The organism is Pseudomonas sp. Y3 TE3536 (assembly GCF_053629175.1).
Window position 1 is genome coordinate 915469 of sequence record NZ_JBRJHU010000001.1, and the last position, 18907, is coordinate 934375.

Consider the following 18907-nt stretch of genomic DNA (forward strand, 5'->3'; position numbering starts at 1 on the left):
CGCCATGTCACTGTTGCAGATCAACAACCTCAATGTGCGCTTCGGCGACGCCCATGCAGTACCGGTGGTGGACGGCCTGGACCTGGCCGTGGATGCCGGTGAGATCCTGGCCATCGTCGGCGAGTCCGGCTCGGGCAAATCCGTGACCATGATGGCCCTGATGGGCCTGATCGACGCCCCCGGGCGCATCACCGCCGATACCATGACGTTCAACGGCACCGACATGCTCAAGCTCAGCGGCCGCCAGCGCCGCAAGGTGGTCGGCAAGGACATCGCCATGGTCTTCCAGGACCCGATGACCGCGCTCAACCCGAGTTTCACCGTGGGCTACCAGATCGAAGAAGTGCTGCGCCAGCACCTGGGCCTGAAGGGCAAGGCTGCGCGCCAGCGGGCCCTGGAACTGTTGAAAAAGGTCGAGATCCCCGCCGCGGAAAGCCGCCTGGACGCGTATCCGCACCAGCTGTCTGGCGGCATGAGCCAGCGCGTGGCGATCGCCATGGCGATTGCCGGCGAACCCAAGCTGCTGATCGCCGACGAACCTACCACCGCCCTCGACGTGACCATCCAGGCGCAGATCATGGAGCTGCTGGTCAACCTGCAGAAAGAGCGCAACATGGCGCTCATTCTCATTACCCATGACCTGGCCGTAGTGGCTGAAACCGCCCGCCGCGTGTGTGTGATGTACGCCGGGCAAGCGGTAGAAGTGGGCCAGGTGCCCGAGCTGTTCGACGTCCCCGCCCACCCCTACAGCGAAGCCCTGCTGGCAGCGATCCCCGAGCACAGCCTGGGCGCCGAGCGCCTGGCCACCCTGCCCGGCATCGTCCCTGGCCGTTACGACCGGCCGCAAGGTTGCCTGCTGTCGCCGCGCTGCCCGTATGTGCAGGACAACTGCCGGCAACAACGCCCGCCCCTCGCCCCCCAGGCACACAGCCTGGTGCGTTGCTTCTACCCGCTGAACCAGGAGGTGGCGTGATGGCCGTCGTACTTACTGCCCGCGAGCTGACTCGCCATTACGAAGTATCCCGCGGCCTGTTCAAGGGCCATGCCCTGGTGCGTGCGCTCAATGGCGTATCGTTCGAGCTGGAGGCCGGCAAGACCCTGGCTGTGGTCGGTGAATCCGGCTGTGGCAAATCGACCCTGGCCCGTGCCCTGACCCTGATCGAAGAGCCCTCCTCCGGCTCGCTGCAGATCGCCGGCACCGAGGTCACAGGCGCCAGCAAGGCCGAGCGCAAGCAACTGCGCCGCGATGTGCAGATGGTCTTCCAAAGCCCGTATGCCTCGCTGAACCCGCGCCAGAAGATCGGCGACCAACTGGCCGAGCCTTTGCTGATCAACACCTCGCTGAGCAAGGCCGAGCGGCGCGAGAAAGTGCAGAAGATGATGGAGCAGGTCGGCCTGCGACCCGAGCACTACCAGCGCTACCCGCACATGTTTTCGGGGGGGCAGCGCCAACGTATCGCCCTGGCCCGGGCCATGATGCTGCAGCCCAAGGTGTTGGTGGCGGACGAGCCGACCTCTGCACTCGACGTGTCGATCCAGGCACAGGTGCTGAACCTGTTCATGGACCTGCAGAAGGAGTTCAACACCGCTTACGTGTTCATCTCGCACAACCTGGCGGTGGTGCGGCATGTGGCGGATCAGGTGTTGGTGATGTACCTGGGGCGGCCGGCGGAGATGGGGCCGAAGGCGGATATCTACGAGAAGCCGCTGCACCCTTATACCCAGGCATTGCTGTCGGCAACGCCGGCGATTCATCCAGACCCGTTGAAGCCTAAGATTCGCATTGCGGGGGAATTACCCAACCCGTTGAACCCGCCGGATGGCTGCGCGTTTCACAAGCGTTGCCCGTATGCGACGGAGCGGTGTGCTGTTGAAGTGCCGGCCTTCAGGCAAGTGGGAACCCGGCAAGTCGCCTGCCATTATGCAGAGCAATTTCTCTAGGTCGGTGTGACATTCTTCGCGGGGCAAGCCCGCTCCCACAGGTATCACACTGCCCTCAAGAACAGTGTGAGATCTGTGGGAGCGGGCTTGCCCCGCGAAGGGCCGCAAAGCGGCCCCATTGTCTCAATGCATGAATATCGCGATCAGGATGATCACCGGAATCGGTACCCCAAGCATCCACAGCAGTAATGAGCGCATGTTGTTTCTCCTTCCTTAACGTTGAATGCTTCGATGGGTCGTGTAGCCCACGCCTTCCCCTTCCAGCCACAGCACGCGATCACGCTGACGGCCACCGAACAACGCAGCCAGGCTGGCAAAGAACGCACCGCAGAGCAGCGCAACGAAGGTCCACAGCGCCGTCCAGGCCGCCACTTTGGCCGCCGTATCAGCCGCCTGTTTTGCCTGCACCTTGGCCTGCTGCACTTGGGCGTACACTTCATCTACCCGTGCTTCGGCTTCCGCCTGGCTCAAGCGGGTACGCTGGGCCACCAATTGCGCGAGATAGGCGCGGTCACCTTCAGCCAGCGTGCCACCCTGCGCGATGGACTTGGCCAGGATGCGCGCCGCTACGCCGTTGGCAGCATCGTCGCTGACCGCTGCCGGGCCGTCGCTACGGAACAGGCTGTCGACGAAGTAACCATTGGCATCAGGCTTGGGCGCCATGCTCGCAGCCGCACCAACCGCCGTCGCCCCGGCCTGCACGCCCGCACCGGCCAAACCACCGACGGTGCCAACGATCAGCATGGCTGCAACCAGCGTGGCCACTGCCCAGGCGAGGAAGCCATGGGCCGTGTCGCGGAAATACACTTCATCGCCATGCAGATTGGCCCACTTCACCCGCAGCCGGCCGGCGATATAGCCGCCCAGGCCTGAAGCGAGAATCTGCGTCAACAACAACCAGATGATCGCCGACACGCCCAAGGTCTGGGCGCTGGCGCCTTCATCTGCCCAGGGCGAAGTGGCGGCAAAGCCAAGCCCCGCACCGAGCACCACAAGGATCAAAGACAGCGCGGCAGCAGCAGCGGCACCCGCGAAGATGGCCGCCCAGGACACGCCTGAACGATTCTGGGAATCGACATACGGATATTCGGCAGAGGGGATCATGGTTTTTCGCCTTTATTGTGAGCATCGGGACCAGTCGCGTGATGATCGGTGCAGAGGCCGTGCCACATGTGTCAAAAAATGACTTTCAAGCGAATCAACGGGTTAGCTCAAACACGTTTCCTGGAGTCGTGCAAAACACCCGGTTTGCTCGTACAGGCTCAGGGTTTATGCAATGTCTTCTGGCCGCGCCCACTGGCTTGCCTACCGCCACTGCCCCCGGCACTATTTGCCAATGCGTTCTATCCCCCCTGCCGACGGCCCCGAACAGACGCCCATCACCGCCGAAACCGTGATGCGCTATCACCTGTGCTGGAAGCACCGCGACCTCGACGGCGTCATTGCGCTGTATCACCCAGACGTGCGGTACCACGACTTCTTCCAGAACCGCGTGCTCGGCTTCAACGGCCTGCGCGACTATGTGCGCGCCAGCCTGCCACGTGAGGCGGGTGAAGATATCGTCCACAGCGACCGTATTCGCGTCGATGGCTGCACAGCTTTCATCCAGTACCAAGTCACCGTGCAAGGCGGCGAAGGCCTGGTCGCGTTCCAGTCCAGCGAGGCCATCACCGTCAAGGATGGCCTGATCTGGCGGGTCAACGAATACGCCACGCTGGTGCGACAACAGGGTAAGGGCCTGACCAACGCCGGCCCGCGACCGGCCACCAGCCGCCTCGGGCTTTCGCCGCGCCAGCTGTCGACCATGGCCCAGGACCTTGAGCACTACTTTCAGCGTCAACGCCCCTACCTCGACCCGGAACTGGACCTGCAACAGGTCGCCGATGCCAGCGGCTACAGCCGCAACCAGATCTCCTACCTGCTCAACCAGGTGCTGGGCCAAAGCTTCTACCGCTACGTCAACCAGGCGCGCCTGCAGCACCTGATGGCCAGCCTGGACGACGACACTGCCCAGGCTCCGATCGACGATCTGGCATTCAGCGCGGGCTTCAATTCGCTGTCGGCGTTCTACAAGTGCTTCCGCGAAAACACCGGACTCACGCCCAAGGCCTACCTCAAGCAAATTTCTCTGCGTGCACGCACGTAAGACAGCCGCTGGCTGACAGCACTAGGATCGCCCACAGACCTTGACCGATGTGGAGCCGAACCCGATGCAACCCCTGCGCACGCTCAGCCTGTGGATGGACCAGCTCGACGAGCCGCTGCACGCGCGCCCGGCACTGCGCGATGACCTCGACGTTGACGTGTGCATCATCGGCGCCGGTTATACCGGCCTGTGGACCGCGTACTACCTCAAGCGCCAGGCGCCACAGCTGAACATCGCGGTGATCGAGGCCAACATCGCCGGCTTCGGCGCCTCCGGGCGCAATGGCGGCTGGCTGATGGGCAACCTGCTCGGCGAGGACCGCCTGCTGGCCAGCCTGTCGCCGCAACAACGCCGTGCCAGCATCGACCTGCTGCACGGCATTCCCGATGAAGTGCACGCCGTGCTGCAACGCGAAGCCATCGACTGCGACTACCGCAAAGGTGGCGTGCTATATTGCGCTGCCCGCTACCCCGAGCAGGAGCGCAGCCTGCGCGCCTACCTGGACGACCTCTATCGCCAGGGCATGACCGAGGATGACTACCGCTGGCTGCGCCCCGAGCAGCTGGACGCCCAGTTGCGGGTCAGCAACGCCTACGGTGCGATCTACAGCCCGCACACTGCAACGATCCAGCCGGCCAAGCTGGCGCGCGGCCTGGCCCGGGCGGTAGAAAACCTCGGCGTGCCGATTTACGAGAACACCCCTGCCATCGACTGGCAGCCGGGTGAAGTGCGTACCCCGCTGGCACGCATCCGCTGCCAGTGGACGGTGCCCGCTGTGGAAGGTTACGCCGCCAGCCTGCCACCGCTGGGCAAGCATCAACTGCCAGTGCAGAGCCTGCTGGTGGCCACCGAGCCACTGCCGGAATCGACCTGGGAGCAGATCGGCCTGAGCCAGGGCCAGGCGCTCAGCGAAAGCAGCCGCCAGGTTACCTATGGCCAGCGCACGGCCGACAATCGCCTGGTGTTCGGCGCCCGCGGCGGCTACCGCTTCGGTGGCCGGCTACGCGAAGACTTCACCCTGACCGATGCCGAAGTTGACCTGCGCCGTTACCTATTCAGCGAGCTGTTCCCCCAGCTCAAGCATGTGCGCATCACCCATTCCTGGGGCGGCAACCTGGGCATGGCCCGGCGCTTCCGCCCGCACATGCTGTGCGACCGCCAACGCGGTATTGCCCTGGCCGGCGGCTACGGCGGCGAAGGCGTCGGTGCCACCAACCTCGGCGGGCGCACCCTGGCTGCGCTGATTCTCAACCAGCACAACGCACTGACCGCACAACCCTGGGTGCTCGACAACCGTCCGCTGTCGAGCCTGGCCACCTGGCCGGCCGAGCCCTGCCGCTGGCTGGGCTACAACGCGATCATACAAAGCTTCGTGCACGAGGACCGAACCCTCGCCAACCCCGCCAGCGCGCCTTGGAGGCGGCGCCTGGCCAGCTCGCTCGCAGACTTCATGGAAGGCTTCATGCAGTGATAAAGCTCAGGTGCAATTAGCATGGCTTTTGTAGGAGCAGCCTTGTGCTGCGAAGAGGCCGGTGAAACCACCACCTATGTGGGTGTTATTACCGGCCTCTTCGCAGCACAAGGCTGCGCCTACAGGGGGCTAGATCAGCCCTGGGGTCAGTGGTGTTCGCGGGTAGCGCGGAACTTGACGTCCGGCCAGCGCTCTTCCATCAGCGACAGGTTGACCCGGGTCGGCGCCAGGTAGGTCAGGTGACCGCCACCGTCGATGGCCAGGTTCTCCATGGCCTTGGTCTGGAATTCCTCGAGCTTCTTCTTGTCGTCACAGCTGATCCAGCGCGCGGACCACACAGTGATCGGCTCGTAGGCGCACTCGACCTTGTACTCTTCCTTCAGGCGGCTGGCGACCACGTCGAACTGCAGCACACCGACCGCACCGAGGATGATGTCGTTGCTGCGTTCTGGGAAGAACACCTGGGTCGCGCCCTCTTCGGCCAGTTGCTGCAGGCCCTGACGCAACTGCTTGGACTTGAGCGGGTCTTTCAGGCGCACACGGCGGAAAAGCTCTGGAGCGAAGTGCGGAATACCGGTGAAGCCCAGCGCCTCGCCTTCGGTGAAGGTGTCGCCGATCTGGATGGTGCCGTGGTTGTGCAGGCCGATGATGTCGCCAGCAAAGGCTTCTTCCAGCTGCTCGCGCTCGGAAGAGAAGAAGGTCAACGCGTCACCGATGCGCAGGTCCTTGCCGGTACGCACGTGGCGCATTTTCATGCCCTTCTCGTACTTGCCCGAGCAGATGCGCATGAAGGCGATACGGTCGCGGTGTTTCGGGTCCATGTTCGCCTGGATCTTGAACACGAAGCCTGTGAACTTCTCTTCCACCGGCTCCACGGTACGCTCGTGGGCCACACGGGCCAGCGGGCGCGGCGCCCAGTCGACAACGGCGTCGAGCACATGGTCGACACCGAAGTTGCCCAGTGCGGTACCGAAGAACACCGGCGTCAGCTGGCCATTGATGAACTCGTCCTGATCGAATTCATGGCAAGCGCCCTGAACCAGCTCAAGCTGCTCGAGGAAGCGATCATATTCGTCACCCAGGTGCGCACGGGCTTCATCGGAATCGAGCTTCTCGATGATCTTGACCTCGGTACGCTCATGGCCGTGGCCCGGGGTGTAGACGATGATGTAGTCGCCGGCCAGGTGGTACACGCCCTTGAAATCGCGGTAGCAACCGATCGGCCAGGTGATCGGCGCGGCCTTGATCTTCAGAACGGCTTCGATCTCGTCGAGCAGTTCGATCGGGTCGCGGATGTCACGGTCGAGTTTGTTGATGAAGCTGACGATGGGCGTGTCGCGCAGGCGGCAGACGTCCATCAGGGCGATGGTGCGCGGCTCTACACCTTTACCGCCGTCGAGCACCATCAGCGCCGAGTCCACTGCGGTCAGGGTGCGGTAGGTGTCTTCCGAGAAGTCTTCGTGGCCGGGGGTGTCGAGCAGGTTGATCATGTGCTCGCGGTACGGGAACTGCATCACCGAGGTGGTGATCGAGATGCCGCGCTGCTTCTCCATTTCCATCCAGTCGGAGGTGGCGTGGCGGTCGGACTTGCGCGACTTCACGGTACCGGCGACGGCAATGGCCTTGCCCATCAGCAGGAGCTTCTCGGTGATGGTGGTCTTACCGGCGTCGGGGTGGGAGATGATGGCAAACGTGCGTCGGCTGTTGACTTCGTTGACAATTTTGCTGTCGGACATCGTTCTGGATCTCGATTGTGTACGCTGTTATGTACACAGCTGAAAAGGTGCCCTTGGCCAATTGCTACAGGCCAGCGCAGGAAATCGCGCATTGTAACAAAAAGCACCTCCAAACGCCCACGACATGAGCCTTTGCGCGACGTATGCACGAGAGGCCATTTAGCTGAATCTCCGGCGTGCCAGAGTGCAGTACCGCCTTCTCCACATCGCCACCTGTGGCATTGACCTGAAGGTGCTTCAACGCAAGCTTGCTGGGCCATGGGGAAGGCTGTAGGAAGGGTCAACGGAGCGAGAGAGACGTCAGAGGGATGCATGGAAATTAAGATCGGAAGTCTGATCGACATTGAGTCGATCAAGGATTACAAAATTCATTTCGCAGTCTGGAATGGGCACGAGGACCCGCTCGACGTCTTTGTCCGGGATCGGGACGAGTGGAAAGGCTGGAACGGATGGAAAGGTGCCCGCGATGATTTCAGCAGGCGCTACATCTTCAGCCTGATCAGATATCGCCATCGGCCTGGCACATGGCTGTTTGGCGGGATCTTTGAGGTGGTGGAACGCCTGCCCAACAAAAATATCGTCTTGCTTACGGATAAATACAGTAGCTATATCGGCAGGCTGTTGATTGAGTATCACGGACCCGGCTCGCGCGGCAGAGCTTTCTATCTCGAAAAGCATTTCGACAGCCTGGTGCTCTCGCAGATATTTGAGAAGCCCTACACCGGCGAAGCATTCTGCGGGTATGAAAATATCGAGCACAGTTTCCCTGTACTGGAGTCGATATTTGTACAAAAGAAGCCGGACTGGAAATCTGCCCTCGAAAATGTAAAGGGCGTCTATCTGATTGCCGATAAAAGTAACGGTAAAAAATACGTAGGTTCAGCCTATGGCGACTCTGGCATCTGGTCCCGGTGGTCCTGCTATATCGGTACAGGTCATGGCTGGAATGATGAGCTGACCAAGATCATCAAGCTGGAGGGCAAGGACTACGCGCGCAGAAACTTCCAGTTCTCCCTACTTGAATACCGCTCCATGAAAACGGATGACAAGATCATCATCGAACGTGAGCAATACTGGAAGCGCGCACTGCTCTCAGGGTCTTTTGGTTATAACCTGAACTGACAGCTTACTTACAATTTCAAGGGAGATATTGAATGGATGCGTTCGAATTTTATGTAAACTTGAGAGAAGATATCCTGAAGGTGATCTCCGGCGTTGAAAATGCCAATGGATATTGGGGATGGGATGACACCACGCCAAACTGGGTTACAAAGAATCGCCTGGAAACATTGCTTGATAAATACGTTCTTCTGGCGAAGGAATTTGGGCTCTATGTCGTCACCAGATATGCGACATGCACAAACCCAAAACATGAATGGTATCCGACAACAAACCGCTATGGCATTTCGATCCCTTATCAGGATGAGCGTTTTGTATGGGGCAGCGAGCAGCTTTTTCAGGGTGAAAGAACCTCTACATGCCCCTGCTCACCAAAAAACAAACCTCACAAAAACCATGTGATAGACGATATTATTTACGAGAAGACCGGATTACTAGAGGACTGTCAAAAAATCGCCCTAATCCTTGAGGATTTATCTGAAGCAGCTGATAAGTCCAGAGACAGTAAATCACGCTCAGGGATACGAGAGTATTTGTTAAGAGCCGTGCTAAGGCTTAACGATGCGATACTGCCTCAACCCGTCGATGAGTACATTGCAGCGCGTCAGGATAAAGCGTAATAGTTGTTCGATCAAACTGGCGTTTTTTAACTTTTAGAATGGAAATGGCAGTTGTGGTAAAGGATGCACTGAAGGAATACGAAGCAGCTCTCCAGAGTGCACTACGTGTTGCACCGCTGTCTTCCAATAACTGGGCCACCCAGGTGCCCAGAGAGGCTGGTGTTTATGTGATCTGGCAGGCGCAAACGCCTGTTTATGTTGGTGAGTCATCAAGCCTGCGCCTTCGCATGGCTGATCTTGCCAGGCCGATAAATCACACATTCACCAGAAAAATTGCCCAGAAATACGAAATCCCTGAGACCGATTATGCTGAGTTGGCGAGGACGATTTCGGCGAACTATCACCTCTCCCACATTCAGGTTGAGCTGGGCCGGGCAGAAATTGAGGAATATCTCATTCTGCGCTGGCGCAATACCCTGATGAACAAGCCAACCAGGCGGCTGCTTCATAGCACCCAGTACCACTGGGTAGAAGCAATCTCGCGATAGCCAGAATATGTGAGGGCTATTACCGCTCCCGATCCGGCTCATGGCCCTTTCGGTGGCGCGGAGGTGTTAGCGGTCGGGGTTTCTCCGGCCCCTCGCCTTCACGCTGCCCCTGTCTCTCCCGGCGGAATACAACAGTGGCGCGCTCAAACGCTGCCATCACGTCCGGGAACGGGCTGCGCGGCGCATGGCGCGCCTGCTCGAAGGCAGCCATGACATCGGGCACTGTCCCCCGGCCCGGTGCGCGCCTGCGCCCTGGGAGAATCTGAGCCAGCGACGGCATGACACCGTCTTTCCCGCGTGCGCGGATACGCAGGGCGCATTGCTGGTCGCGCATGAAGGCTGCGATCTCCCGCTTATCGACCTTTTCGAGCGACCGGTACTGACGCTCGATATGCGCGCCCTGAAGCCTGAGCCGGAGCGCCAGCGTGGCAGCCTCCTGGGATTGCCGGATTTTCAGTTGGGCACGGTCATCGAGATACGCGCGCAGGCGTTTGGTGTCCTGATAATGCTGGAGCTTGTGCCGCAGGAAATTCATGCCGCTGACCCGGCCTAAGAATTCAGCGAGGCCGGTGAGGCGGTGCTCATAGCGCTCCTGGCGCACTTTTCTCATCAGGGCAAGATGACACCCGCGTAGTCGATCCCGCTCGGCTCTATGCTTTGCCTGCTGTGCCAGACGCAAGGCATGTTGCCGGTATTTCAAGGTCTCGCGCTGCTGCTCCAATACGTGCCGCCGCTCTGCTTGAGCGTGCTTGAGCTCGGCAAGCTTGTCGGCGTAATTCTCCTCCCGCACTGAGCGCTCGATCTCTTTGCGGTGATCGGCCACAAGTTTCTGCGCCTCCTCCACCGATGGCAGCGCATCAGGTGGGAACTCCTTTTCCAGGAAGGCGCGGATATCTTTGGTGCGGACGGATTTGTCGTCGATCAGCCGGGGCAGCGCGTTCACGTTGCCGTAGAGATCGACCAGCACATAGGGCCGGTTGCCCGTGGCAAGCATGTAGCCGCGTTCGCTCAAGGCGTGAACAAACGTGCGAGCATTATCGCTCTGCTGCCAAGCCTCGGTGACCTGCCGTTTGTGGTCATCCAGCGAGAGCCCTGTGCGCTGCAACTGCGCCCGCTCGTAAAGCGAGAGCTGCCCCACATTGCGGGACTTCTCGTAGCCGGGAGGCAGGCTCAGCCCGTGATCGCGGGCGAAGCCCCTGGTCACCCGCATCAGCTTGTCACGGTCGAAGGCCAGGTGGACGGCCTTTTCATGGTCAGCGTCGATCCGCGACCAGACGACATGGCAATGCTCACGGCCATCCTTGATGTGGAAGACAATGGCGCGCGGCTGGTCGCCCAGCCCCAGCGTGTCTTCTGCACGGCGGATGTAATCCATGTACTGATCGCGGGTGAGCGGCCCCTGCGCGGGATCGGGGTTGATCGAGAGGCTGTAGAGATACTTTTCACAACGGGTCAGGGTTTGGGCCTGCACCTGCCATTCCTTGAAGGCACCGTGCAGATCATGGGCTATCGCACCACGCAGATGCGCCACTTCCGCCAGCTCGTTGTCGTAGGCGTTCAGCAGGTGTGTGGCAAGATCCTGACCGCTGCCGCGCTGCGAGGCAAAAGGGATCATGCATCCCTCCCCAGCGCGAGCATGAGATAGCTGCGGATTTCCGTGAGCTCATCGCGGCATTCCTGCAGCAACTGCTCCAGGTGAGCTTCATCAGGTTCACCGCAGGCCTCCTGCAGCCGGTCATTGATCCGGGCAGCCTGCGAAAGCAGCATCGCGGCAAGCTTACGCTCCAGCGAGGAAATGGGCCTGGCGCGGGGCATGGCCTGCCCGAACACGGCTTCGGTGATGAAAGCGTTGATCGACTGGCCAGAGTGCGTCACGCGCAAATGAAACTCCTCGCGCAGCTGCTCGGGCGGGCGGTAGGAGATCGGCGCAGGGCGTTTTTTCGTTCGTCTGGTCATGCCATCAACATATGCCCAGGGCAGTTCCTCTTTCCTCTCGGTTTCCACGCGCTGTCAGCGCCAGCGCAGATGATCGATGGGATTCCAAAGGGAGAGCTGACTTCTCCTTTTGGTCTGCACCGGGCCGAAACCCGGTCGTGGTTTTAAGGACACGAAAGTCCTTAATCGAGGGTCGCAAGGGGCTACGAAGTGCCCTTTGCTCGATGGGGTTCAGGGGAGAGCCGAAGTCTCCTCTGATCGCGATGCAACGACGACACGTTGCGCCTTAATCCCTTGGTGACAAAGTTCCACAAGAACTTTGAAGCCTAGGGATTCCCAGGGGGGATCGCGGGGGACTGGAAGTCCCCACGCAAGGTGGGCGTGGTACTACCACGCACACCTTGTGCTCACTTCGTTCGCAAGCTGGCCCATGAGACCAGTGTATGGCTGGGGGTATGAATAATTCCTAAAAGAGCGAGCCGCTGATGCGGCCTCTCCTTTTCAATGGATGTACGTGCTGGTGCTCCATAGCACGGCATGGTGCGTATGGGTACAAATAAGTCTCCTGAGATCAAAGCAGACCGCAACAGATCACGGCAGACAGCGATGTACCTGCACGGGCTTTCGTGTGCAGGATCAATAAAGACTCTGGCGGACTGATACGGACTTCAAGCGATTAAAAAAGAAAGGCGGGCCTGTTCGGCCCGTCTGCGTAGTAATGAAGCAGCTTTTTATTCAGCAGGCGCTTCAGTACTTTCGATCTCATAGAGCATGAAGTCGGAGACGATCTGCGTACCCGCAAGCTTGATGTAGAACGAGCCATCGGCATTTTTCCAGGCGACGCCGATGCGTTCATAGACTGCCTGCTCGCCTGTACCTTTGCGGGTCTTGGCCACGAAGCCGGGTTTGCGGGATTCGGAATTGGTGGATTTGGTGTTCATGATGATGCTCCTCGATTTTGCTTTGAGGCTGGTTTATTCCAGCGACAAGCCCCCTGACAGCCATCCGGACGCCGACATGTCATGGGCAACACGGGGCCTGCACCAGGGCAACGCCCGATCAAGGGGCAGTCCTGGCGCGGGCCGCCCATTGACATGCTGACAAGGCATCGGCGCACGGTGGCTAAGGGATCGGCTTATGAGCTGGGATAAGGGCAGCCGCCAGAACGAGAGAGCGCTCCTGAACACACACCATCCATCCTGAAGAGACCCTCACGAGGCCTCCGGGGGGAAGCCTGCATTAGAGACGTATGCCATGCTCTTTAGGACATCTGTGGCGAGGCCCATGCCATGAGCGAGTTCTTCAAGGAATTCATGCGGGATGTTCCGCGCGGCGACTCCACCCGCCCTTTGCGGGAGCAGAAAGTACCGCAGGCGCGCTGGATGAAGCTCGAAGACATAGCCGAGAGCCGCATACTCTCGTATGACCCGCGCCAGCCGGGAAAGAAAGTGCTGATAGGCGCGCTGGGCGAGCAACTGATTGGCATCGAAGATGACCGCCACATTCTGACCGTGGCAGGATCACGCTCCGGTAAATCGGTCGGCCTTATCAGCAACCTCTTCTTCTATCCCGGCAGCATCCTGGCGACCGATCCCAAGGGGGAGCTTGCCAGTATCACCGCCAGCAGACGGGCAACCCTGGGACAAAAAATCTACGTGGTCGACCCCTTCGGGGTCTCCAGCAAAGACACTCTCCCCTACAGAGCATCGTTCAATCCGATGAGTGTTCTCGACGTCAGCAGCTCGAACTTTCTGGAAGATGCGGCGCTGATTGCGGAGTCAATTGTCGTGCAGTCGGCAGACCAGAAAGATCCTCACTGGGACGAATCCGCCAAGAACTTTATCGAGGGCGTGATTATCCATGTGGCGACCTACCCTCAGCACGATCAAAAACGGCATCTGATCGCGGTGCGGGAGCTGATTAAGCGTGCATTGTGGAAAGAAACAGCCGATGACGAGGATAAAGAGTCAGGGCCATCTATGCCGCTTCTCTATGAGGAGATGATGGCCAACGCCTACGAGCTGATGGACGACCCAGTAACCGAGGATATTGGCAGTTCTCTCATGGCGGCGGCGCTCGACTTCTATGGCAAGCGCGGCAATGAGCTCAGCAGCGTCCACTCCACGGTCAACCGGCATACGAAGTTTCTCGATTACTCGGCCTTCCGCCAAGTCTTGAAAGAACATGATTTTGATCTGGCGGAACTGAAGAACAAGCCTGGTGGTGTCAGCATCTATCTCTGTTTCCCGGCGACGCGCATCGAGATTGCCCGGCGCTGGATGCGGATATTCGTGAACCAGTTGCTCGATGCTATGGAGAGGGAAAAGACAGTGCCGCCCGCCCCTGTGCTGGCCTGCCTCGATGAATTTCCGGTGCTGGGTTACATGAAGCAACTGGAAACCGCCTCGGGCCTCATTGCCTCATTTGGCGTAAAGCTCTGGGTCATCCTGCAGGACTGGAGCCAGGGGAAGGCGCTCTATGGTGAGCGCTGGGAAACCTTCGCAGGCAACGCCGGAATCATGCAGTTCTTCGGCAACAACGATCTGGCGACAACGGAATACATCTCCAAGCTGCTGGGCAGAACACAGGTTGAAGTCGCCCGCGTGGGCGAGGTCGCGCAGGATCAGCAGAGCAAGGGAATATCCGGACGGTCAGAAGCGATAGAACTTCACGACCTGCTGACCCCTGATGAAATCAGGCGTCATTTCGCGCGCCACGATCAGCTCAAGCGCCAGCTCATTCTGTGGGCTGGGCGTCACCCGATGATGTTGCAGCGGGTGATCTGGTACCAGAAGGATGGCGTGTTGGCTCCTTACCTTTGAGGCGCGGGATCTGTCACGCGCTGCTATGGTTAATTGCAGTGCCTTGGGGTGTGCTGTGATCCGAGGGGACAAGAACAATGAGGGAGTCACCATGGTGATCGAACACTTACCCAATGCTATGTCTGTACTGTCGTCGATCTTAAGCATTGCAGCGTCAGTCAGAGCTCTGGAGCTTAAATTCAAGTTGAATCCGAAGGAGGCTCTCAAGCGTTTTCTTGGCACGGCCTCTCAATCAGACAAGGACCTGTTGAGTCAGCCGGGGATCAAAGAATCCGTCATTGAACTCCTGGTGATTTCAAAAGAACTGTTAGAGCAGCTTTCAAGCGAGGCTAAAGAGTGTGAGAGAGAACATATCAAGGCAAGGCGAGCAGCAAAAGATTTTACCTCAAAGGAGGTTGCCGATGTTCGTGGCTCTGGCTGTATGTGCAGTGTTTTGCGATCAATTAAAAAGCACAATGGGATGAGTCTCCCCAAGGAGGGCCCATTTAATAATTGGTGGGAGTCATATAACTGTGATTAAGGAATAGTCGGCGTGGGCATAGGGCCCTGTGCTTTCATAGATTTAATCTTGTGAGCGATATCCAGCTTCACGAGATCAATGAGTGTTATGGATGACTGAGAGCCTCCGCTGGCATCTTGACTGTCCCAGGCCGCATCATAGAGACCATTACCTTTGCAGGATACGTAGACGCCCTTTATCCTGCCGGTTCCAAAATCCAGCCAACTGAAAGATACGATCTTATCAGGGTCGGAAGTTGCTCCCGCGTGAATATCCGGTTTTGGAGTACCTGCTGGTAATGTAGCGAGGAATTCCTCAGCATCTTTGACCGCACTCAAAGCAACGGGGTCATTCTGGTCTCTGAACCGGGAATTCGCCCCGGCCACAAAAAATGCCTTTGTTAATATCTCTTTGTGCAGAATATTATCCATAACTATACCGTCCGCTTCATGATTACCTCTGCACTTTAAAGGGGCGAACATTTTAATCAACATAAAATAATCTCAAGGAATTTATGCGCCCAGCGGGCTCGATGCATTAAGTATAGCCGCCTCATGGGCGTCCCTCCTCATACGCCTGCCTTGCCTCTTTCTTCTGCAGAAGCAGGCCCACGGCGTAATCCCTGCCCCATTCGTAAGCGAGCTCAGATGCCAGACGGCCCTTATTGTCCTGAAGCAGGTAATTGCACTGGCCACTGTTCACCAGCAGGCGGATACAGGGTCTAAAACCAGTCGCTGCTGCGTAGTGGAGCGCGGTCATCCCGAATTTGTCCTGGGCGTTGACGTTGATGCCGAGCTGAATGCTGCGCTCCACGCTGCTGACCTTCCCGGCCTTCACCTCGCGGATAAATTCCTGCTCCCTGACTTTCTCAATCTCCGCCTCAAACTCAGGATCGCGTTCAGGCGGCGGTACGGAGCGCAAATCCTCCGGTGACATCGCCCTCACGAAATCTGCTGGCTTGAATCCATACAGCTCCCGCAGGGCTTCAGCGGTGGGCAGCTGCACCAGCTGGTCCTGTTTCTTCTTGTCTTCGGCCATGTCTATGCCTCCTGCCCCTGGTCGGGATCGAAGCGGCAGATATGGGGCAGGATGACGGGTTCTTCGTAATAGATATCCCGTGCCCATTGATCCCGGCCTGTCGCCACCCCGTTGCGCATGAGAAAGAAGCCCTTCGCCGTGGAACCGTTATGCAGTTCGCCCGCCTGAATGTATGTCATGCGGTCACCGGGTGTGACGCCATCCAGAAACACATGAAGAAGGTTGAGCCGCGTGATCGGAAACCCGAAGCCCTTCCGGGAGGTTGTTTTGATGAATTCGCTGTCCTTGATCTGGCGGCGGGGGTAACGCCTTTGCGCGTTGTTGCGCTCGGTGACCTGCTCGGTCTGCACGAGCTCTTCGACCCGCACATATTTGCCGGAAGCATCGGGGATCAGGTGCAGCCTGATGGTGGTGATTTCGGGGGCGTCGGGCGTACTGGTAACGCGGTAGGTGAACAAGCCGGAGAATGCCGATACGAGATCAGATACGCCTTCATAGTCGTTGGCGAAGTATTCATGCATGGCGAGGAAGACGGCCAGGTCCTGCCGCTCTTCCTGCAAGTCTTGGGGGGTGAGCAGCTTTTCATCTAAAAGGAATCGTGCAACATCGCGCAGGCGCTCAACGCTCAGGACATTACTGATATTTTCGGCGAAGCGGCGCAGGGCTTCTTCCTTAAAAGCCAGTTCGGCGTCGTCAGCGTCGTATTTCTCAAGATTGGAATCTGAATTGGCGATGTCATCGCGCACCTGACGCCAGGACGGCAATCGTCCGCCATGTTTGTTGAGCGTGCGATAGCGGCGTAAGGCCGAACGCAGCTTTGTTATCTGCCAATCGTTGAAGGCGACCTCATCAACATCAACATCAACATCCATATCCCTTTCCCTCTGGGGCGCGAGGAAGTCGCGAGGAAAGCAGCAGATGCCGCTATGTCAGCGTAGCGCCTAACGCCATCAGCTGAGACTGCCGCCATGCGCTCTCCGATGAAAAGTCCCCTGGAGGGACGCCCCTCCACGCTTCAGTCGACCGATGAAGACGGTCGGCTGATGTTCCGCGTGATCCCGCGTGAGCTCACCCCGTTTCGGGCAAAGCTCGCGGATGGGATCAGCAGCGCCCTGGGACTTGGGCTACTGGCAGCCAGCGTGGTGAGCCTGCCCGACTGGCGGCACCCGGATTTATCTGTGCTGGTGACTGCTTTCGCCAGCGCATGCATTGGAGGCTGGGCGCTGCACTTGGTGGCTCGGAGATCCTTCCGGGCCACCACGCGTATTGAACTGAATCTGGATTCCATCAGGGTGCGGCGCGTACTGGGCTGGGAACGCTTCGACCGCCGCCTGGAACATCGTTTCGCGCTGCTGCCGCACGATCACACAGAGCGTGAACGGCGCAGTAACGAACTGGATACCCACGAAGCTGCCGCGCGTGGCCAGGTCGTGCAGATGCCTGTTTATTACGGAGAGTCCTTCCACGTAGTGCTGGTTTATGGCGGGCACCGTGTGGATCTGCTCACTGTATTCGGCAGGCAACAGGCGGCAGCTGTAGTGGCACGATTGCAGTACTGCGACCGGCTGCTGGAGCAGGAAGCAAAACGTCTTGGTGCGGGCGACAACCCGCACGTCGATGCCGACTGGCATCACTCCCCTGGAGGGCTTTAGCCATGATTGAGACAGTCCTGCACTACGCAAAAATTGTGGCGAGTGACATCGTCTTCCTGATCCTGGCCTGGATCATCATCAACTTCATGTTCTGGCTGCTGGAAGCGCTGATCCGTCAGGTGCTGATCTTCATCGGATGGTCGTTACGGCAGATGATGCGAGGCACAACGCAACTTGGGCTGTTCGTGAAGTCCCTGATCTGTGCTGGTGCGTTTGTCGTGTTTGGCGTGATCCGGGGTACGTGCTTACGCGTGTATCGGCCATGTCTTCTGGCGCTTCAGAGGTTCTATGCCGCTGTGCGCCAGTACATGAATATGGAGCCCGCGAAAGAAAGAAACGACAGGCCAGCCGGGCCTGAGAAAAGCGTCTATGAGCAGGCGCTGGCGGCACTGGGTTTCACAGAAGACCAGGCATTTGATAAGGCGCAGCTGAAAGCCCGATATCGTGAGCTGGCAGCGATCCTGCACCCGGATAAGGGCTTCCCCAATCATGTGTTCATGCAGCAGATCAACGATGCCGTAGACTGCATCAAGCGGGCAAAGAAATGGAGGTAATCCGCTGGTCAGGCCGTACCGTGTGGCTCGGAGTCTTTGAGGAATTTGTCCTGCAGGTCGAAGAGCTCTTCGCAGTCGCTGGTAAATTCTTCCTCCCGGATGAAGTCGCGTCCGGTTTCCTGCAGGAACTTCTTGATCCACAGGCGGCTGCCGATGGAACGGTCGTACAGGTCCGAGCAATATCCGAACAATACCCGCGCCATTGCCCGTGCAATGGTGCGGGGCGGCAGGCCCTGACGCTCCAGGCCGCGCACATGCGCGAGGAGTTGCTGTTCTATCCATGCGGTATCCGGTTCGGAAACGAGCTGGCGCAGCGATACAGGCAGGTTTTCATCCATGGCACCCTCCTTGGCAAAAAACACCCTTGATTGACCATTCCACATTGCTTTGAACGCCGTCCAGAAAAATCAGCAGGTGGTTCTCGTGAGCAGAAAAGAGCCGTTTAACGATGCCGCACAGGGCAAGGAGGAAGCCCGAAAACAGCAGATCGCGGAATGGGAAAGAGAGCGTGATCGCCAGTTGCAAGCATGCAAGGAAGAACAACGGCACAGATACGAAGATGATATGGAAAAAGCCCGCAGACGGGTGTTGCGGGAGCATAACCGCCTGAATTTGAGGCCAGATTATGCGAGGCACAAGGCGCTGACATCAGAGCAGCTGGAGGAGCGCGCCCGCCTTGTGGTGGAGGCGCAGAACCTGAGGGAGCTGAATGCCATCAATAATGCGTATAGCGAAAGAGTGATAGCTTTTAAAGCCTCCTTCCGGCAGGCGGAGTACAGCGCGCCTGGCCGTGAGCGGACACGCAGTCCGCATGAAATCAAATCTATCTTCAACGGCCTTCCCCGGACACGCGATGGGCGCGAGCCCGAGCGTGACCGTTGATCGG

The 18907-nt window shown here is 58.8% G+C and carries 21 protein-coding genes; 12 read left to right on the forward strand and 9 right to left on the reverse strand.

Annotation, left to right across the window (positions count from 1 at the left end):
- Positions 1-4 precede the first annotated feature (4 nt).
- Complete coding sequence (locus tag AB7M33_RS04135) at positions 5-973, forward strand: ABC transporter ATP-binding protein (protein ID WP_027595573.1); 969 nt, start codon at positions 5-7, stop codon at positions 971-973.
- Positions 973-1941 carry a peptide ABC transporter ATP-binding protein gene (locus AB7M33_RS04140; protein WP_186675598.1) on the forward strand — a complete coding sequence of 323 codons (969 nt, stop codon included), beginning with the start codon at positions 973-975 and terminating at the stop codon, positions 1939-1941. The genes AB7M33_RS04135 and AB7M33_RS04140 overlap by 1 nt, the downstream gene beginning before the upstream one ends.
- A 213-nt stretch (positions 1942-2154) precedes the next feature.
- On the opposite strand, the gene AB7M33_RS04145 is transcribed toward AB7M33_RS04140, so the two are convergent.
- Positions 2155-3045, reverse strand: a complete 891-nt coding sequence (locus AB7M33_RS04145; RefSeq protein WP_027595571.1) for a hypothetical protein — start codon at positions 3043-3045, stop codon at positions 2155-2157.
- Between the two features lie 232 nt (positions 3046-3277).
- Between AB7M33_RS04145 and AB7M33_RS04150 the strand changes: the two genes are divergently transcribed.
- Together AB7M33_RS04150 and AB7M33_RS04155 are read left to right on the forward strand one after the other, a co-directional pair.
- Positions 3278-4087 carry a helix-turn-helix domain-containing protein gene (locus AB7M33_RS04150; protein WP_454242456.1) on the forward strand — a complete coding sequence of 270 codons (810 nt, stop codon included), beginning with the start codon at positions 3278-3280 and terminating at the stop codon, positions 4085-4087.
- 64 nt (positions 4088-4151) lie between these two features.
- Entirely contained in the window at positions 4152-5558 is a 1407-nt protein-coding gene (locus tag AB7M33_RS04155) for an NAD(P)/FAD-dependent oxidoreductase (RefSeq protein WP_454242457.1), read from the forward strand.
- 146 nt (positions 5559-5704) lie between these two features.
- Here the strand turns inward: AB7M33_RS04155 and AB7M33_RS04160 are convergent, their stop codons facing one another.
- Positions 5705-7294 (reverse strand): peptide chain release factor 3, encoded by a 1590-nt coding sequence (locus AB7M33_RS04160; RefSeq protein WP_454242458.1) that lies wholly within the window; start codon positions 7292-7294, stop codon positions 5705-5707.
- Between the two features lie 312 nt (positions 7295-7606).
- Here AB7M33_RS04160 and AB7M33_RS04165 point away from each other — a divergent pair, with 312 nt between their 5' ends.
- From AB7M33_RS04165 to AB7M33_RS04175, 3 genes are read left to right on the forward strand one after another with little or no spacing between them, the layout of a single operon-like run.
- Positions 7607-8416 carry a GIY-YIG nuclease family protein gene (locus tag AB7M33_RS04165; protein ID WP_454242459.1) on the forward strand — a complete coding sequence of 270 codons (810 nt, stop codon included), beginning with the start codon at positions 7607-7609 and terminating at the stop codon, positions 8414-8416.
- Between the two features lie 32 nt (positions 8417-8448).
- Positions 8449-9033: a hypothetical protein gene (locus AB7M33_RS04170; protein ID WP_454242460.1), complete on the forward strand. Its 585-nt coding sequence runs from the start codon at positions 8449-8451 to the stop codon at positions 9031-9033.
- A gap of 44 nt (positions 9034-9077) precedes the next feature.
- Positions 9078-9521, forward strand: coding sequence for a hypothetical protein (locus AB7M33_RS04175; protein ID WP_454242461.1), 444 nt, complete (start codon positions 9078-9080; stop codon positions 9519-9521).
- A gap of 19 nt (positions 9522-9540) precedes the next feature.
- Here the strand turns inward: AB7M33_RS04175 and AB7M33_RS04180 are convergent, their stop codons facing one another.
- The 3 genes from AB7M33_RS04180 to AB7M33_RS04190 all read right to left on the reverse strand — a co-directional run bounded on the left by AB7M33_RS04180 (position 9541) and on the right by AB7M33_RS04190 (position 12397).
- Positions 9541-11136, reverse strand: a complete 1596-nt coding sequence (locus AB7M33_RS04180; protein ID WP_454242462.1) for a relaxase/mobilization nuclease domain-containing protein — start codon at positions 11134-11136, stop codon at positions 9541-9543.
- On the reverse strand, positions 11133-11525 hold the full coding sequence (locus AB7M33_RS04185) for a hypothetical protein (RefSeq protein WP_454242463.1): 393 nt from the start codon (positions 11523-11525) through the stop codon (positions 11133-11135). Before AB7M33_RS04185 ends, AB7M33_RS04180 begins: the two co-directional genes overlap by 4 nt.
- A gap of 662 nt (positions 11526-12187) precedes the next feature.
- Positions 12188-12397, reverse strand: coding sequence for a hypothetical protein (locus AB7M33_RS04190; protein ID WP_454242464.1), 210 nt, complete (start codon positions 12395-12397; stop codon positions 12188-12190).
- 348 nt (positions 12398-12745) lie between these two features.
- Here AB7M33_RS04190 and AB7M33_RS04195 point away from each other — a divergent pair, with 348 nt between their 5' ends.
- Positions 12746-14278, forward strand: coding sequence for a type IV secretory system conjugative DNA transfer family protein (locus AB7M33_RS04195; protein WP_454242465.1), 1533 nt, complete (start codon positions 12746-12748; stop codon positions 14276-14278).
- 91 nt (positions 14279-14369) lie between these two features.
- The gene (locus AB7M33_RS04200; protein ID WP_454242466.1) at positions 14370-14798 is read left to right on the forward strand and encodes a hypothetical protein; all 429 of its coding nucleotides are present in this window, start codon (positions 14370-14372) and stop codon (positions 14796-14798) included.
- Here the strand turns inward: AB7M33_RS04200 and AB7M33_RS04205 are convergent.
- From AB7M33_RS04205 to AB7M33_RS04215, 3 genes are all read right to left on the reverse strand, one after another.
- Entirely contained in the window at positions 14795-15208 is a 414-nt protein-coding gene (locus AB7M33_RS04205) for a hypothetical protein (RefSeq protein ID WP_454242467.1), read from the reverse strand. The genes AB7M33_RS04200 and AB7M33_RS04205 overlap by 4 nt on opposite strands.
- 121 nt (positions 15209-15329) lie before the next feature.
- Positions 15330-15815, reverse strand: a complete 486-nt coding sequence (locus tag AB7M33_RS04210) for an ankyrin repeat domain-containing protein (protein ID WP_454242468.1) — start codon at positions 15813-15815, stop codon at positions 15330-15332.
- A gap of 2 nt (positions 15816-15817) precedes the next feature.
- Positions 15818-16687: a hypothetical protein gene (locus AB7M33_RS04215; RefSeq protein WP_454242469.1), complete on the reverse strand. Its 870-nt coding sequence runs from the start codon at positions 16685-16687 to the stop codon at positions 15818-15820.
- 108 nt (positions 16688-16795) lie between these two features.
- Between AB7M33_RS04215 and AB7M33_RS04220 the strand changes: the two genes are divergently transcribed.
- Positions 16796-17467, forward strand: coding sequence for a hypothetical protein (locus AB7M33_RS04220; RefSeq protein WP_454242470.1), 672 nt, complete (start codon positions 16796-16798; stop codon positions 17465-17467).
- 2 nt (positions 17468-17469) lie between these two features.
- The gene (locus AB7M33_RS04225; RefSeq protein WP_454242471.1) at positions 17470-18021 is read left to right on the forward strand and encodes a J domain-containing protein; all 552 of its coding nucleotides are present in this window, start codon (positions 17470-17472) and stop codon (positions 18019-18021) included.
- Positions 18022-18029: 8 nt separating this feature from the next.
- Here AB7M33_RS04225 and AB7M33_RS04230 read toward each other — a convergent pair whose 3' ends face one another.
- Positions 18030-18359 carry a hypothetical protein gene (locus tag AB7M33_RS04230; RefSeq protein WP_137137942.1) on the reverse strand — a complete coding sequence of 110 codons (330 nt, stop codon included), beginning with the start codon at positions 18357-18359 and terminating at the stop codon, positions 18030-18032.
- An 85-nt stretch (positions 18360-18444) separates the two neighbouring features.
- On the opposite strand from AB7M33_RS04230, the gene AB7M33_RS04235 reads away from it, so the two are divergent.
- Entirely contained in the window at positions 18445-18903 is a 459-nt protein-coding gene (locus AB7M33_RS04235) for a hypothetical protein (protein ID WP_454242472.1), read from the forward strand.
- The last annotated feature ends 4 nt before the right edge of the window (positions 18904-18907 follow it).